At 69.8% G+C, this 15,820-nt stretch carries 15 protein-coding genes and 1 tRNA gene; 7 read left to right on the forward strand and 9 right to left on the reverse strand.

Features of this window, described 5'->3' with window-relative positions; translation table 11 throughout:
- The 3 genes from WH07_RS24350 to WH07_RS24360 form a co-directional block, all read left to right on the forward strand.
- The coding region (locus tag WH07_RS24350; protein WP_046503994.1) for an SPFH domain-containing protein at positions 1-1,121 on the forward strand (1,121 nt) is incomplete at its 5' end.
- Between the two features lie 141 nt (positions 1,122-1,262).
- Positions 1,263-1,850: a lytic polysaccharide monooxygenase auxiliary activity family 9 protein gene (locus tag WH07_RS24355; RefSeq protein WP_046503996.1), complete on the forward strand. Its 588-nt coding sequence runs from the start codon at positions 1,263-1,265 to the stop codon at positions 1,848-1,850.
- 488 nt (positions 1,851-2,338) lie between these two features.
- The gene (locus WH07_RS24360) at positions 2,339-2,827 is read left to right on the forward strand and encodes a phospholipase (protein WP_046503998.1); all 489 of its coding nucleotides are present in this window, start codon (positions 2,339-2,341) and stop codon (positions 2,825-2,827) included.
- 136 nt (positions 2,828-2,963) lie between these two features.
- Here WH07_RS24360 and WH07_RS24365 read toward each other — a convergent pair whose 3' ends face one another.
- The 7 genes from WH07_RS24365 to ehuB all read right to left on the reverse strand — a co-directional run bounded on the left by WH07_RS24365 (position 2,964) and on the right by ehuB (position 9,387).
- Positions 2,964-5,072, reverse strand: a complete 2,109-nt coding sequence (locus WH07_RS24365; protein WP_046504001.1) for a phosphocholine-specific phospholipase C — start codon at positions 5,070-5,072, stop codon at positions 2,964-2,966.
- Between the two features lie 300 nt (positions 5,073-5,372).
- A tRNA-Lys gene (locus WH07_RS24370) sits at positions 5,373-5,449 on the reverse strand.
- 81 nt (positions 5,450-5,530) lie between these two features.
- A complete protein-coding gene (locus WH07_RS24375) occupies positions 5,531-6,283 on the reverse strand; it encodes an IclR family transcriptional regulator (RefSeq protein ID WP_046504050.1) in 753 nt (250 codons plus the stop codon).
- Between the two features lie 141 nt (positions 6,284-6,424).
- Positions 6,425-7,204 carry an amino acid ABC transporter ATP-binding protein gene (locus tag WH07_RS24380; RefSeq protein WP_046504003.1) on the reverse strand — a complete coding sequence of 260 codons (780 nt, stop codon included), beginning with the start codon at positions 7,202-7,204 and terminating at the stop codon, positions 6,425-6,427.
- 28 nt (positions 7,205-7,232) lie between these two features.
- Positions 7,233-7,850, reverse strand: coding sequence for an ectoine/hydroxyectoine ABC transporter permease subunit EhuD (gene ehuD, locus WH07_RS24385; protein ID WP_046504053.1), 618 nt, complete (start codon positions 7,848-7,850; stop codon positions 7,233-7,235).
- 32 nt (positions 7,851-7,882) lie between these two features.
- Positions 7,883-8,557, reverse strand: a complete 675-nt coding sequence (ehuC, locus tag WH07_RS24390) for an ectoine/hydroxyectoine ABC transporter permease subunit EhuC (protein WP_046504006.1) — start codon at positions 8,555-8,557, stop codon at positions 7,883-7,885.
- On the reverse strand, positions 8,554-9,387 hold the full coding sequence (ehuB, locus tag WH07_RS24395; protein WP_046504009.1) for an ectoine/hydroxyectoine ABC transporter substrate-binding protein EhuB: 834 nt from the start codon (positions 9,385-9,387) through the stop codon (positions 8,554-8,556). Before ehuB ends, ehuC begins: the two co-directional genes overlap by 4 nt.
- Before the next feature lie 193 nt (positions 9,388-9,580).
- On the opposite strand from ehuB, the gene WH07_RS24400 reads away from it, so the two are divergent.
- Complete coding sequence (locus tag WH07_RS24400; protein WP_046504012.1) at positions 9,581-10,078, forward strand: DUF3830 family protein; 498 nt, start codon at positions 9,581-9,583, stop codon at positions 10,076-10,078.
- A 104-nt stretch (positions 10,079-10,182) separates the two neighbouring features.
- Here WH07_RS24400 and WH07_RS24405 read toward each other — a convergent pair whose 3' ends face one another.
- Together WH07_RS24405 and WH07_RS24410 are read right to left on the reverse strand one after the other, a co-directional pair.
- A complete protein-coding gene (locus tag WH07_RS24405; RefSeq protein ID WP_046504016.1) occupies positions 10,183-11,631 on the reverse strand; it encodes an amidase in 1,449 nt (482 codons plus the stop codon).
- Positions 11,624-12,574 (reverse strand): D-2-hydroxyacid dehydrogenase, encoded by a 951-nt coding sequence (locus tag WH07_RS24410; RefSeq protein ID WP_046504019.1) that lies wholly within the window; start codon positions 12,572-12,574, stop codon positions 11,624-11,626. Before WH07_RS24410 ends, WH07_RS24405 begins: the two co-directional genes overlap by 8 nt.
- A gap of 163 nt (positions 12,575-12,737) precedes the next feature.
- Between WH07_RS24410 and WH07_RS24415 the strand changes: the two genes are divergently transcribed.
- From WH07_RS24415 to WH07_RS24425, 3 genes are all read left to right on the forward strand, one after another.
- Positions 12,738-13,724: a maleate cis-trans isomerase family protein gene (locus WH07_RS24415; RefSeq protein ID WP_079023521.1), complete on the forward strand. Its 987-nt coding sequence runs from the start codon at positions 12,738-12,740 to the stop codon at positions 13,722-13,724.
- Positions 13,725-13,757: 33 nt separating this feature from the next.
- Positions 13,758-14,477 carry a maleate cis-trans isomerase family protein gene (locus WH07_RS24420; RefSeq protein ID WP_046504023.1) on the forward strand — a complete coding sequence of 240 codons (720 nt, stop codon included), beginning with the start codon at positions 13,758-13,760 and terminating at the stop codon, positions 14,475-14,477.
- Between the two features lie 161 nt (positions 14,478-14,638).
- A complete protein-coding gene (locus WH07_RS24425) occupies positions 14,639-15,727 on the forward strand; it encodes an LLM class flavin-dependent oxidoreductase (RefSeq protein ID WP_046504026.1) in 1,089 nt (362 codons plus the stop codon).
- Positions 15,728-15,820: the final 93 nt, after the last annotated feature.

Consider the following 15,820-nt stretch of genomic DNA (forward strand, 5'->3'; position numbering starts at 1 on the left):
CCGGCTCCGCTGAACCCGCCCCCCGATGGAGCCCCCTCATCGTCGGGGAGTCCACCCATGAGATCCCCGTACATCTCCTCTTCCGCGACGAGACCGCCGCCGACGACGCCAAGTCCACCGGCACCGGGCGGCGCTGGGGGACCGGGGAGCAGCCCCGGGTCAGGCGCGTGCCGCCCGCCGTGCCCGCCGTACCGCTGCGGCCTCCGCCGCCCGTGGATCCCAAGCTGGCCGAGCGGCCAGGGCCCGCGCTGCCCGGGTGGGCCGCCGTGCTCGTCGGGGTGCTCGCGCTCGTCGCGTGCGCGGCGGTCGTGTGGTGGTCCGGGGCCGTACCGGAGGCCGTGACCGCGCCGCTCGGGCTGGGGTCGAACCCCGACCGCGGCATCGGCATCGGCCAGTGGGCCCTGCTCGCGCTCGGCGGGACCGTCACCCTCTTCGCCTTCGGCGGGCTCGGCCGCGGCCGGGTCGGTCATGCCTGGGTGCTCACCCTGTTCGGCGAGTACCGGGGCAGTGTGCGCCGTACCGGACTGGTCTGGGTGAGCCCGCTGCTGCTGCGCCGGCGGGTGGACGTACGGCTGCGGCACTGGCGCAGCGAGCCGATGCCCGCGGTCGACTCGAACGGCACCGCGCTGTTCGTGGTCGTGCTGGTCATCTGGCGGGTCAGGGACACCGTACGCGCGGCCCTCGGCGTGCAGGACCACGAGGAGTATCTGCGCGAGCAGGTCGAGGCGGCGATGGCGCGGGTGCTCTCCCAGCTTCCCGCCGACACCTTCCACGACGAGGCCCCCACCCTGCGCAACGCGGAGGCGGTCGGCGACGCGCTGACCCGGATGCTCTCGGCGGAGTGCCGGCCCGTCGGCATCGATGTGTTCTCCGCGCAGCCGACCCGGATCGAGTACGCGCCGGAGATCGCCGCCGCGATGCAGCGAAGCCGGATCGCGGCGATCGACGCCAAGCACCGGGACAGCGTGCTGACTTCGGTGGTGGACGCGGTGGACGACACGGTGCACCGGCTGACCGCCCGCGGACTGGTCGAACTGGACGATTACGAGCGCAAGGTGCTGGTCAAGGACCTCACCGTGGCGTTCTACACCGGGCGGCAAGGCACTCCGGAGAGGCTGTAATTGGTCTGGACCTGGCTCGTACTTGTTATGGACACGGTCAAGTTCCGTTAATACTCTAGAGCTTGGTCTAGACCGCAGACTGTTCCCCCTGCACGCGTGCAGTACGGCTCACCGAACTCCCCACGTTCTCTGGAGCGAAGCATGCGAAAGAAGATAGGCGCGGCCGTTGTCGGCCTCGCCGTGGCGGGCGTGTCCCTGCTCGCCACCAGCAGTGCAAGCAGCCATGGCTACACGGACTCCCCCATCAGCCGTCAGAAGCTCTGTGCCAACGGCACGGTGACCAACTGCGGCAACATCCAGTGGGAGCCGCAGAGCGTCGAGGGGCCCAAGGGCTTCCCGAACGGCGGCCCCGCCGACGGCAAGATCTGCTCGGGCGGCCTCGGCCAGTTCGCGCAGCTCGACGACCCGCGTGGCGGCTCCTGGCCGACCACCAAGGTGAACGGCGGCCAGAGCTACAACTTCCGCTGGCAGTTCACCGCGCGGCACGCCACGACCGACTTCAAGTACTACATCACCAAGAACGGTTGGAACTCCTCCGCGCCGCTCACCCGCGCCGCCCTGGACACCCAGCCGTTCCTGACGGTGCCGTACAACAACCAGCAGCCGCCCGCGACGCTGTCGCACTCGGGCACGCTGCCTTCGAGGTCGGGCAAGCACATCATCCTGGCGGTGTGGACCATCGCCGACACGGGGAACGCGTTCTACGCGTGCTCCGACGTCCAGTTCTGAGACGTCCGGCACTGGACGTCCGGTTCTGAGCTGCTCAGCTTCAGGGCGTCCGGTTCTGAACCTCCGGTTCTGAACATCCAGTTCTGACGCGTGGCCGGCCGTGGGCCGGCGTGGTCAGGCCGTAAGAACCTCGGGGGGCACGGCGCCCCGCCCGGTCCGCCGCCGCGCGGTCCGCGCTCCCCGAGGCGCGTGTCGTCACCTTGTGGGGAGTCGCCCCGTAGGGAGCGTACGTCCGCCCCGCCCCGCGCATCTCGGCGCGGGGCGCGCGGGCGCAGACCGGTCAGCCCGGGACGGAACCGTCAACTCGGAGCGTTCACAGGGGCGTTCGGTGTCACAAGGGTTTGCCCGCGCCGGGATTTGGGGGACCATTCCCGCGGCGGTCATCGCGCGTAGACCCGTGCGACAGCCGTGCCGTTCACGCTTGCGGCGCTCCATGCCACCCCGGGCAGGGAGCGTGTCCCCCCATACCGTACGGAGGTTGATCCGTCATGCGCAGACGTCTGGCTCTCCCGCTCGCCTCGGCCGTACTCGCCATCGCCGCTTCCCTGCTGACGGCCACTTTGGCCACCGCCGCCCCGGCGGACAAGCCGCAGGTGCTCAGCAGTTGGACCCAGGAGTCCGTGAACAGCTACAACTCGTTCATGGCGGCCCGTAACAACCAGGGCGCCTGGTCGGCGTACGGCTTCGACTGGTCCACGGACTACTGTTCCTCGTCGCCCGACAACCCCTTCGGCTTCCCCTTCCAGAACGCCTGCGTGCGCCACGACTTCGGCTACCGCAACTACAAGGCGGCCGGCACGTTCAGCGCCAACAAGGCCCGGATCGACTCCGCTTTCTACGCGGACCTCAAGCGTGTGTGCGCGAAGTACTCGGGTGCCACGAAGGTGTCCTGCGACGCCCTGGCGTGGACGTACTACCACGCGGTCGACATCTTCGGCGTGAGCCCCATGGTCGACGGCACCCGCTCGGTCGCCTGAACCCCGAGGCTGCTCGACCCGTGAAGTCGCTCGACCGGTGAGATCGCTCGACCTCTGAGGTCGTCCGACACAGCAGCGGGGCCCCGGCGCCGCGAAGGGCCCCGCTGCTGTCGTCGATCGAGCGGTCTTGTGGGGGTCAGCCCGTGATGATCGCCGGGTCGCTGACGCCGGGGGTGCCGGTTTCCACGTGGCCGGCGAGGCGGCGCAGGTAGCCCTTGTCCTTGTCGGAGACCACCGTCAGGTCGTACCAGCGCTTGGTGCCGTCGAGCTCCACCCGGTGTACGACACGTCCGCCCGCGGGCACCTTGACGGTCGCGCTCCTGCCGCCGTACGCGTTGGTGATCGTCAGACGGCGGTCGGTCCTGGACGTGTTCGTCAGGGTCAGCACCACGGCCGCGGAGCCGGCCTTCTTGTCCGGGCCATGGTGGGATCCGTGCCCGTCACGGCTTCCGGGGGCCTCGTGGCGGGCCGTCACCTCGGGGGCGGCGGCAGTGCCGGAGCCCTGGAACGTACGGAGGAAACCGTTGGGCCCGAACACCGACAGGTCGTACGCGCCCTGCGAGTACTGCGTGTTCCAGGTGTCGGAGAGCTGCTGCCCGGCCCCGGTGGTGTAGGTCCAGGGGCCGTCGGTGCGGTTCGCCGAGGTCACCGTGAAGCAGACACCCGCGGAGGCGCCGCCGCTGAAGGTGAGCGTGAAACGCCCGGTCGAGGGGGTCGAGGCGCCGTCGACGAAGGGGGCGTAGGGGAGCGGCCGTGCGGGCCGGTACCCCTTCTCCTGCTTGGGCAGGACGCCCTGCGCGGGCGGGACCGGCCGGTAGCTGGGGTGCCGCTCGTTGTCCGTCGGCTCGTACGCGTCGGTGTCCGGCAGCGGGGTGTGCCTGGTGTCCTTGAGACCGAAGTCGAAGGCGGAGGTCAGATCGCCGCAGACGGCACGGCGCCAGGGCGAGATGTTCGGCTCGCGCACCCCGAACCGGCGCTCCATGAAGCGGATGACGGAGGTGTGGTCGAAGACCTCGGAGCAGACGTAACCGCCGGTGCTCCAGGGGGAGACGACCAGCATCGGCACCCGCTGGCCCAGGCCGTAGGGCCCGGCGGCGTGGCGGCTGTCGCCCGGGAAGTGGTCGAGCGAGGTGTCGACCGTGGAGGCGCCCTGCGCGGCGGAGGCCGGGGGGAAGGGCGGTGGGACGTGGTCGAAGTAGCCGTCGTTCTCGTCGTAGGTGATGAAGAGCGCCGTCCTGCTCCACACCTCGGGGTTGGAGGTGAGCGCGTCCAGCACCTGCGAGATGTACCAAGCGCCGTAGTTCGCGGGCCAGTTGGGGTGCTCGGAGAAGGCCTCGGGCGCGGCGATCCAGGAGATACGGGGGAGCTTCCCGGCCTTCACGTCGGCCTTGAGGATGTCGAAGAAGCCGTCGCCGCCCTTCGCGTTCGTGCCCGTACGGGCCTTCTCGTACAGCGCGTCGCCGGGCTTGGCGTTGCGGTACTTGTTGAAGTACAGCAGGGAGTTGTCGCCGTAGTTGCCGCGGTAGGCGTCGTCGATCCAGCCCCAGCCGCCGGCCGCGTCGAGCCCGTCGCCCGTGTCCTGGTAGATCTTCCAGGAGACACCGGCCTCTTCGAGCCGCTCCGGGTACGTCGTCCAGTCGTATCCCAGCTCGTCATTGCCGAGGACGGGCCCGCCGCCCTTGCCGTCGTTCCCGGTGTGGCCCGTCCACATGTAGTAGCGGTTGGGGTCGGTGGCGCCGATGAACGAGCAGTGGTACGCGTCGCACACGGTGAAGGCGTCGGCCAGGGCGTAGTGGAACGGAATGTCCTGACGCTTCAGATACGCCATCGTCCCCGGTGACTTGGCCGGGATCCACTGGTCGTACCGGCCCTGGTTCCACGCCTGGTGGCCGCCCGCCCAGTCGTGGTCGAGCCCGGCGATGAACTGCATGCCGAGGTCCTCGACGTCCGGGTGGAACGGCAGGATGTCCTTGGTGCCGTCGGACTGGTGCCAGACCGACTTCCCGCCGGCCGGGGTCATCGGCCGGGGGTCGCCGAATCCGCGTACGCCCTTGAGCGAACCGAAGTAGTGGTCGAAGGAGCGGTTCTCCTGCATCAGCACGACGATGTGCTCGACGTCCTCGATGGTGCCGGACCGGCGTCCGGCCGGGATGGCGGCGGCGCGGGCGATGCTCTCGGAGAGCGCGGAGAAACCCGCGGTCGCGCCGGCTATCTGGAGGAAGCGGCGCCGGTTGAGTTCGGGCATGAGCGTAGGACCTGCCTGTTCGGGGGGTAACGGACGAAGCGACTACCTGCCAAGGTCACCGACCCAGGGGGAACGACCGGCACCGTCCACTTGGCGCGGCGCGGTACAGGACACGTACAGCGGCTCTCCGGACGGGCACCGTGACGGGGCCTGTGCGGGCCCTTTGCCGGCCCTTTGCGCGGTCCCGTACGGGGTTTCCTACGAGGTTTCGTGCGCGGTCCGTATGCGGTCCGTATGTGTCCGGAAATGCGAAAGGGCGTTCTCGGCTTCCGAGAACGCCCAGGTCAGTGACCCATTCGCTGGTGCGCCGCCAGGGACTCGAACCCCGGACCCGCTGATTAAGAGTCAGCTGCTCTAACCAACTGAGCTAGCGGCGCCTGCTGACTCGAAAATAATACCCGGTGCTCAGGAGTGCTCCGGACCATGCGCCGCGAGGTCCGAGAGTGTCGCCCAGCGGTCTAGAGCGTCAGGGACAGGGCCATCGGGGCTGCCCGGCGGTTGAGGGTCTCGGCTGCCGCGCGCAGGCGGTGCGCGTATTCGACCGGGAGTGAGAGCGCCAGGCAGCCCACCGTGGAGCCCGCGGTCAGGGGGACCGCGGCGCAGACCGTGCCGACCGCGTACTCCTGGAGGTCGAGTACGGGGACGGTCGGCGGGCGGCTGTCGAGGCGGGAGAAGAGCAGGCGCTCGCTGGTGATCGTCCGTGAGGTGAACCGGGCGATCCTGTGGCGTGCGAGATGCTCCCGGCGGCCGTTCCGGTCGAGCTGGGTCAGCAGGCACTTGCCGATCGCGCTGGCGTGGGCGGTGGAGCGGAAGTCGACCCACTCGTTGACCGCGGGTGTCAGCGGCCCCTCGGCGATCTGGGTGACCCTGATCTCGCCGTCGATGTAGCGGCTGAGGTAGACCGCCGCGCCGACCGAGTCGCGCAGCTCGTCGAGGCCGCGCTGGAGCCTGGCCTCCAGGGCCCGGCGCCGGGCGGATCCCGGTCCGAGCAGCGCCGGCGCGTTCCCGAGCACATAGGCGCCATCCGCGAGCCGCTCCACGTACCCCTCGCGGCACAGCAGCGTGAGCAGGGGCACGAGATGTCCGGGCGGCAGCCCGCTGTCCCGGGCGATCCGGTCCTCGGTCACCCCGCCGCCGTACTTGGACACGGCTTCCAGGACGCGCAGGACGTACCGCACCGAGTGGAGCGGCGCGGTCGGCTCCGGCTTCAGCACCGCCGTTCCCCCCTGACAGGTTGTGACCGCAAGCTCACCGCGTACCACGATAACCGCGAACGGCCCGGTACGGGGCGGCCGTTGACAGGTAGCGGACGGCCGGGGCCAGTGAGGCCGATGAGCGGGAAGCGGCTGAGGTCAGAGCACCGCGCCAAGGAACTCACGCGTCCTCTCGTGCTCGGGCGCCGAGAAGATCCGCTCCGGCGGCCCGGACTCGATGACCTTGCCCGAGTCGAACATCAGGACCTCGTCCGAGATGTCCCGGGCGAAGTTCATCTCATGGGTCACACAGAGCATGGTGATGTCCGTGGTACGGGCGATGTCCCGCAGGACGTCGAGCACTCCGGCGACCAGTTCGGGGTCGAGCGCCGAGGTCACCTCGTCCAACAGCAGGATCTTCGGCCGCATCGCCAGCGCGCGGGCGATCGCCACCCGCTGCTGCTGGCCGCCCGAGAGCTGGGACGGCTTCGCGCCGCAGCGGTCGCCGAGACCGACCAGGTCGAGCAGCTCACGGCCGCGCGCCTCCGCCTCGTCCTTGCCCAGCCCGAGCACCCGGACCGGTGCCTCGGTGACATTGCGCAGCACACTCATGTTCGGGAAGAGATTGAACTGCTGGAAGACCATGCCGATGTTCTTGCGTATCTCGCGGACTTCCTTGGGGCCCGCTGGGAAGAGCTGGTCGCCGCTGACGGTGATGGTGCCCTCGTCGGGCCGTACCAGGGTCATCAGCAGCCGCAGGATCGTGGTCTTGCCGGAACCGGACGGGCCGATCAGGGTGACATGCTTTCCCGGGCGCACCGAGAAGCAGAGATTGTCGAGAACGGTGTTTCTGCCGAATCTCTTGGTGACCTTGTCGAAACGGATCAGTTCATCGGTGTCCGTATCCGTGTTTGCGCTCGCGCTCGTTTTCGCGCTCACGGGCGTGAGGTCATTCGTCGGAGGAAGGTCAGCGGACAAGACGGCGCTCCAGGGCTCGCATCAGAAGTGAAGCCGGGTAGGCGATGAGAATGAAGGCGATACCGACCACGGTCAGCGGTTCGGTGTACTGGAAGGTGGACGCGCTCTCCAGCCGGGACTGCTGGAGCATTTCCAGCACACTGATCCCGGCGAGCAGCGGGGTGTCCTTCAGCATCGATATGACGTAATTCCCCAGCGCCGGCACGATCCTGCGGATCGCCTGCGGCAGGATCACCGCGATCCAGGTCCTGGGCAGCGGCAGACTGAGCGCCGTGGCCGCTTCCCACTGCCCCGCGGGTACGGCGTCGATTCCGGCCCGGTAGACCTGCGCGGTGTACGTCGAGTAGTGCAGCCCGATCGCCAGGGTGCCGGTGGTGAGCCCGGAGAACTGGACTCCCCACTCGGGCAGGACGAAGAAGAAGAAAAAGAGCTGCACCAGCAGCGGGGTGTTCCGGATGAATTCGGTGACGGCCTGCACCGGCCACCGTACGAGCCGGGTGTCCGAGCGGAATCCGATCGCCCAGACCAGCCCCAGGGAGAAGGACAGGAGCGAGCCGAGCACCAGCACCTGGAGGGTGAGGAGCAGGCCGTCCCAGAAACGTGGCATGAAGTCCGCGACCGCGGACCAGTCCCAGCCGTTCACCGGGCACCTCCGGCGGTCGTGGTGATACCGATACCGGCCTTGGTCTTCCGTTCCAGCGTCCGCATTCCCCGGGTGAGCAGAAAGGCGAGTACGAAATAGATCACCAGGGTCACCGAATAGATCTGCGCGCTTTCCTGGGTGGCCAGCCGGACCAGATAGGCGGCGAACGACACATCGGCCACCCCGAGCAGGGAGACCAGCGCGGTGCCCTTCAGCAGTTCGACGAGGAGATTGCTGAACGGCGGGATCATCTCGGGTACCGCCTGTGGCAGCATGATCAGCCGAAGCCGCTGCCAGGGCGTGAAGTTCAGCGCGATCCCCGCCTCACGCTGCGCCGGAGCGACCGAGTTGAGCGCGCCGCGCACGACTTCCGCGCCGTACGCCCCGTACGACAGGCCCAGCGCCAGTACCGCCGCCCACATCGGGACCAGCGCCCAGCCGAACAGGCTCGGCATCACGAAGAACAGCCAGAACATCAGCACCAGCGCCGAAGTGCCCCGGAAGATCTCGGTGTACAGGCCCGCGAGAAAGCGGACGGTACGCGAGCGGTGGGTACGGGCCGTGCCGACGGCGAAGGCCACGACGGTGGCCAGCGCGGCGCTGTACACGGTGAGTTGTACGGTGATCCAGATGCCGGGCAGCACCCAGTGCGTCCAGAGGCCGGCCGTCATGCGCACAGCTCCTCGGCCGTCAGGGTGGTCATCTCCGACTCGGTGAAGCCGAACGGCCGGAGGACACGGAAGAGTTCGCCGCTCTTCTTCATGGCGTGGATCTCGGTGTTGAAGGCATCGCGGAGTTCCGTATCGGTGGGCCGGAAGGCGAATCCGCCGCCGTCGATCTTCTTCTTGCCGTCCACGACCGGCGCGAACGGTTCTGTCGCCTCGGCCCTGCGGCTCTTCCGCACCACACTGCGCCCGGTGAGCGCCGTGCCCGCGAAGACATCGACCCGGCCGGATTCGACCGCGTTCAGCCCGGCCACCGGATCCTGGAGAATCACGATCTCCTTCTCCGGCACTCCGGCGGATATCGCGTAGTCGATCTCGGCATAGCCGGTTCCGGTGGCGAATTTCGCTCTGGTCCGCACGACGTCCTGGTACGAAAGGAGCTTCTTGGGATTTCCCTTGCGCACGATGAACGAGTCGAGCATCTGGTATTCCGGATCGGCGAAGATGACCTGGTCGCAGCGCTCCTTGTTGATGTACATCCCGGCCGACACCACATCGAACTGCTGGGAGTTGAGCCCGGGGATCAGCGAGGAGAAATCGGTGGCGACGGGCTGGACGCCGCCGACGCCGAGGCGTTTGAAGATCACTTTGGCGAGTTCCACGGCCTCGCCCGTGAACTCGCCGTTCTGGTCGATGAATCCGTACGGCGCCTCGCCCGCGATACCGAGCCTTACGGTGCGCTGCGATTTCAGCCGGGCGAGGGTGTCGCCGGTGGGGACCTTGGCGCAGCCGGCGGCGCCGAACGCCCCCGTGGCGCCCAGAACCGCCGTGCCCATCAGCAGGGAACGGCGTCTCAGGAGCCCTGAGAAGGTGTTTTCCGGTGGTGAAGCCATGGCCGCGCGGCTACCCCGGTCCACTCCGGTTATGCGTACGGGTTCCGGCACACTTTCCCCAGAGGTCTCATTGGACCCAGTGGTACCGGCGTGGTGGCGGTCTTGACTCGGTCGGCCGGACGAGGACGATGAGGACATGACCGACCGATTTGTGACTGTGTCACTCGACAAGCGCGGAGTGGAGTGCACCGCGAAACTCCTGGACGACCGGGCCCCGGTCACCTGTGCGGCGGTGTGGGAGGCCCTGCCGCTGGGCTCGGACGTCTATCACGCGAAATACGCCCGCAATGAGATCTACGCGCTGTTCCCGGCCTTCGCCGCCGAGGAACCGCCGCTGGAGAATCCGACCGTCACCCCCATCCCGGGCGATCTCTGCTACTTCACCTTCTCCGAGACGGAGCTGGGCACGGCGTCGTACGGCTATGACGAACAGGCCGTACGGGGACGCCGTACCGTCGTGGATCTCGCCCTCTTCTACGAGCGCAACAATCTGCTGATCAACGGGGACATGGGGTGGATCCCCGGCATCGTCTGGGGCTCGGTGGTCGACGGCCTCGACCGGATGGCCGAGGCCTGCCAAGACCTGTGGCGCGCGGGCGCCATCGGCGAGACGCTCAGCTTCCGCAGGGCGTAGCAGGGCGCAGCCGGGCGGGGCGCAGGGCTCGGATCCCCGCGCCCGCCCCAGCGTCCCGTGCCGGGCTCAGCGTCCCGCGCCTGCCGCAGCGCCTCGCGCCGGGCTCAGAACCCCGCTTCCGGCGCCGGGATCCGGGCCGCTCCCGATTCGTACAGCGCGTGTGCCGCGCGCATCACCAGCGCGTCGGCGTGCCGCGCGGCGACAAGCTGGATCCCGATCGGCAGCCCGTCCTCGTCCACCCCGCACGGCACGCTCGCGGCGGGCTGCTGCGTCAGATTGAACGGGTACGTGAAGGGCGTCCAGCCGGTCCAGCGGCGCAGCCCCGAGCGTGCCGGGGTCTCGGCCCCCGCCTCGAACGCGGTGATCGGCAGCGTGGGCGTGACCAGCAGGTCGTACGACTCGTGGAACCTGCCGAGCCGCCGCCCCAGCTCCATCCGTACGTCCACCGCGGCCAGATAGTCCACCGCGCTGTACCGCTCGCCGATCGCCCGGATCTCCCGCAGCCCGGGGTCGAGAAGCTGCCGCTGGTGCTCGTTGAGCGGCTGCGCCAGCCGGGCCGCGCCGCTGAACCACAGCGTGTGGAAGGCCTCCACCGGATCGGTGATGTCCGGGTCGGCCTCCTCGATGTACGCGCCCAGCTCCGCGAGCCGGCCCACCGCGCCCCGTACGGCCGAGGCCACCGCCGGGCGCACGGCCACCTGCCCGCCGAAGGACGGGGAGTACGCGACCCGCAGCCCGCGCACCCCCTCGCCCAGCGAACCGCTCATCGGCGGCGCGGGGGCGAGCTGCGACCAGTCACGCCGGTCCGGGCCGCTGATCACATCCAGCAGCAGGGCGGCGTCCGCCGCGTCCCGGGTCATCGGCCCGGCGTGCGCCAGCGTGCCGAACGGGCTGGACGGGTAGAGCGGCACCCGGCCATAGGTCGGCTTGAGCCCGAAGATCCCGCAGAAGGAGGCCGGGATACGGACCGAGCCGCCGCCGTCCGTACCGATCGACAGCGGCGCCGCGCCCAGCGCCACCGCCGCCGCGCTGCCGCCGCTGGAGCCGCCCGCCGTGCGCGTGCGGTCGTACGGATTACGGGTCACCCCGGACAGCGGCGAGTCCGTGACACCCTTCCAGCCGAACTCCGGCGTGGTCGTCTTGCCGACGAGTACGGCGCCGTGCTCGCGCAGCCGCGCCACCGCCGGGGCGTCCTCCTCCCACGCCCCCTCGGCCCGTACGGTCCGCGAACCGCGCAGGGTCGGGCCGCCGCGCTGGAGGAAGACGTCCTTCACCGAGACCGGCACCCCGTCGAGCAGCCCCTGCGGCTCCTTCTTGCGCCAGCGCGCCGCCGACTCCTCCGCCTGGCCGAGCGCCGCCTCGGCATCCACCCGGACGAAGGCGTTGACCAGCGGCTGGACCTCCTCGATCCGCTCCAGCACCGCACGGGTCGCGTCGACGGGCGAGAAGTCGCCCTGCTCGTAGCCGGCCAGGAGCTGCCGCGCGGTCAGGCCGGCGAGACCCGGGGCCGCGGACGGTTCCGGCAGGTCGGTCCGGTGCGTGTGATCAGTCATGCATGGGGACGTACCCACGTTTCTTGTCGACCACGTTCGGGAGGGGCTTTCCGGCCGCCCAAAGTTCATACAGTTCAACGAACTGTGCGCCCAGCCGGTCCCGCCAGCCGACCGTGTCACCGCTCATATGAGGTGAGACGATCAGGCCCGGGACGTCCCACAGCGGGCTCTCCGGGTCCAGCGGCTCACTCTCGAACACATCGAGCGCAGCGCCCGCGATCCAGCGTTTCGACACCGCCGCGATCAGATCGTTCTCGATCACGAGCTGTCCCCGTCCCACATTGATGAAGCGGGCGGAGGGCTGCATCAGACCGAAGAGGCGCGCGTCGAACATGCCGCGGGTCGCGTCCGTCAGCGGCGCCGCGCCGATCACCCAGTCGGCCCTGGACACCAGCCGGTCGAGCTGGTCGGGCCCGTACACCCCCGGCCGTGCCGTACGGCCCGTGACGGCCACCGTCACCCCCAGCGCGCGCAGCGTCCCGGCGACGGCCCGGCCGATCGGCCCCGCGCCGATCACCACGGCCCTGCTCTCCGCGACCCGCAGCCCCTCGCGATGGCGCCAGCGGCGCTGACGCTGGAGTTCCAGGGTCCCCGGCAGATCCTTCGCCATGGCGAGCACCAGCCCGGCCACATACTCGGCGATCGGCTCCTCGAAGATGCCCCGGGCATTGGTCACGACGGTGTCGGCGGCGATCAGCTCGGGACAGAGCAGCCGGTCCACCCCCGCGCTCGCGGTGTGCACCCAGCGCGGCCGCGGGCCCTCTCCGGGCCAGGCGTTCCGTACCGCGTCGGACGTGAAGTCCCAGACCAGCAGGACATCGGCGGCCGGGAGCAGGTCCCCGAGACCGGCCTCGTCGGTGTGCTGGATCCGGGCCTTCCCGGTGAGCCGGCCGAGGCGTGGCGGAGGGTCCGCGTCCAGCACGAGGAGGACGGGGGCTGGCATTGCTGGCATGGGGAGGAGCCCTTCTGCCGGAGCCGGTCGGACGGTCGGTCGCCGCGGGCGGATTTCAGCCCTGGAAATTCCGTGCAACGTCTGAGATGTGCGGATTGACCACGCTTGCACCTGGCTCTTACCGTCGTCAATAACAGGCTAAGGGGGCCCGGTCTTGCACGTGTCTTTTCTCGGTGGACCACAGCCGCAGCGTGGAGTGGGTGTGGTCGCTCCTTTCGACTTCGCCCTGGACCGCGAGCTGTGGCGCTGGGTCCCGGACGACATCTCGCTGCGGGTCACCAGGACCCCGTACGTACCCGTCGAGGTCTCCCTGGACCTGGCCAGGCTGGTCAGCGAGCACGAGACGCTCGGTGAGGCGGTGCGGGCGCTCGGCGCGTCCGAGCCCGAGGTCGTCGCGTACGCCTGCACCTCGGGCAGTTTTGTCGGCGGCCCGGCCGGCGAGCGCGCCATGTGCGAGGCGATGACCCGCGCCGGCGAGGTGCCCTCGCTCACCACCACCGGGGCCCTCATCGAGGCCATTGAGGAACTGGGTGTGACCAGGATCGCGCTGGTCACGCCCTATACGGAGTCGGTCACCCAGGCGCTGGAGGACTATCTGGCGGAGGTCGGGGTAACCGTGACCGGACGCGCCTTTCTGGGGCTGACACGGCACATTTGGAAGGTGCCCTACCGCTCGGTCGTGGACATGGCGCGGGAGGCGGTCGTCGGATCGGCGGACGCGCTCTTCATCAGCTGTACGAATCTGCCTACGTATGACGCGATTCCACAGTTGGAGGCGGAGCTGCGGATGCCGGTGCTGTCCGCCAACCAGGTGACGATGTGGGCGGCGCTGCGCAGGCTCGGGGCGCGTGCGGTCGGTCCGTACCAAGGGCTGCTGCTCGACCGGAGCCCGGCGGGCGAGGCGCGCCAGGCGGACGAGGCGCGTGCGGTACGGGAGGAGATGAGGGAGATACGCCAGGAGGTGGCGGAGGCGCAGGGAGCACGCGAGGTGGCGGCGGTCGGGCCGGTCGTGCCCGTCGTCCCGCCGCCTGTGGTGCCCGCCGGTCCGGCGGCGCCCCTGCCGGAGGTGCCCCCGATACCGCCGACAGCGCCGGAGCCGCCGTTGAACGAATCGCCTCCGGAGCCGCTGCCGGACGAGTGACCCGTGACGAGTGACCAGTGAGGAAGGCTGGAGATGACCACCGTCGGATTCCTTTACCCCGGACACTCCGCCGAGGACGACTATCCGCGCATGGAGGCGCTGTTCGGCATCGACATCCGGCTGGCGGTCGTCCATACGGACATCGGTGAGGACGCCCACCGCGTCGACGCCCTGATCGAGATGGGCTCCGCGGACCGGCTGGCGCGCGGGGTGGAGGAGCTGCGGCTGGCGGGCGCGCAGTCCGTCGTCTGGGCCTGTACGAGCGGGAGCTTCGTGTACGGGTGGGAGGGCGCCCATGAACAGACGCGCGCCCTGGCCAGAGCCGCCGGACTGCCCGCGTCGAGCACGTCGTTCGCCTTCGTCCACGCCGTACGGGCGCTGGGCGCGGAGCGGGTCGCCATCGCGGCCACCTACCCGGAGGATGTCACCGCCTGCTTCACCGCATTCCTGAAGTCGGCCGGGATCGAAGTCGTCGCGGACCGCGCCAGCGGGATCGTCACCGCCGCCGAGGTCGGCACCTGGGGCCGGGACCAGGTGCTGGAACTGGCGCACGCGGGCGACCATCCGGACGCGCAGGCCGTACTCGTCCCGGACACGGCCCTGCACACGGCGGCCTTCGTGCCCGAGCTGGAGGAGGCACTCGGCAAGCCGGTGCTGACCGCGAACCAGGTGTCGGTCTGGGAAGGGCTGAGGCTGGCACAGCGCAAGGTGTGGCTGCCGAGACTGGGCACGCTGTTCGGAAGCCGGGACTGAAGCCGGGACCATCGCAGACCTTGAGCCCGTGCGGCGATTGACAGCACAGCAACGCGACCCGGGAACAAGGCGCGGGAATAAGCGGAGAACCCCTCCCGTTGGAACCCTTCCGTACGAGTGTGCACGCGTGTACGCACTTCAGCGCAGGAGGGTCTTGACCGGTGGACGACCACGACACGAGCCGAGGCACGACGGACGGGATCCGGGGCACCGCGCGGGGCACCGCCCCCGTACCCCTCTCCGTACTGGACCTGGTCACGGTGGGTACGGGATCCACCGCCGCCCGGTCGCTCCGTACGAGCGTCGAGCTGGCGCGGCTCGCCGAGCGCAGGGGCTACCACCGGCACTGGGTCGCCGAGCACCACTCCATGCCCGGGGTCGCCTCCTCCTCCCCGGCCGTGATCCTCGCCCATCTCGCCGCCCACACCGAGCGCATCCGGCTCGGCTCGGGCGGCGTCATGCTGCCCAATCACGCACCGCTGGTGATCGCCGAGCAGTTCGGCACGCTGGAGGCGCTCGCGCCGGGCCGGATCGATCTGGGCCTCGGGCGCGCGCCGGGCACCGACGGGGGGACGGCGGCGGCGCTGCGCCGCTCCGACCGGCTCAACGAGGGCGCCGACGACTTTCCGCAGCAGCTCTCCGAGCTGACCCGGTTCCTGGACGACGACTTCCCCGACGCCCATCCGTACTCCCGGATCCACGCGGTCCCCGGCCCGGTCCAGGGGCCCGCCGCCCGGCCGCCGGTCTGGCTGCTCGGCTCGTCCGGTTTCAGCGCGCGGCTGGCCGCGATGCTCGGGCTGCCCTTCGCCTTCGCCCACCACTTCTCGGCGCAGAACACCATTCCGGCGCTCGACATCTACCGCGAGAACTTCCGCCCCGCCGAGGTGCTCGACGAGCCGTACGCCCTGATCGGGGTCGCGGCGCTGGCCAGTGACGACGAACGCGAGGCCCGCCGCCAGGTCCTCACCGGGGCCCTCTCCATGGTCCGGCTGCGCACCGGCCGGCCGGGGCTCATCCCGACGCCGGAGGAGGCCGAGGCGTACCGATTCAGCTCGCTGGAGCAGGAGTTCGTGAACACCTGGCTCACCAATATCGTGCACGGCACCCCGGACGCGGTACGCGACGGTCTCAACGACCTCCAGAAGCGCACCGGCGCCGACGAGCTGATGATCACCGCCAATGCCCATGGCGGCGAGGCGCGGCTGCGGAGCTACGAACTCATCGCGGACGCGTACGGCCTGACCGGCTGACGGGCAGGACCGCTCCGCCTGCCGTCGGGTGACGGAGGTCACACTTTCTGCGCGTACGTCACACTCCGGGAGCCTCATGGGCTCTCGGGATGT

This window comes from Streptomyces odonnellii, assembly GCF_000981895.1.
Lineage (GTDB): Bacteria > Actinomycetota > Actinomycetes > Streptomycetales > Streptomycetaceae > Streptomyces > Streptomyces odonnellii.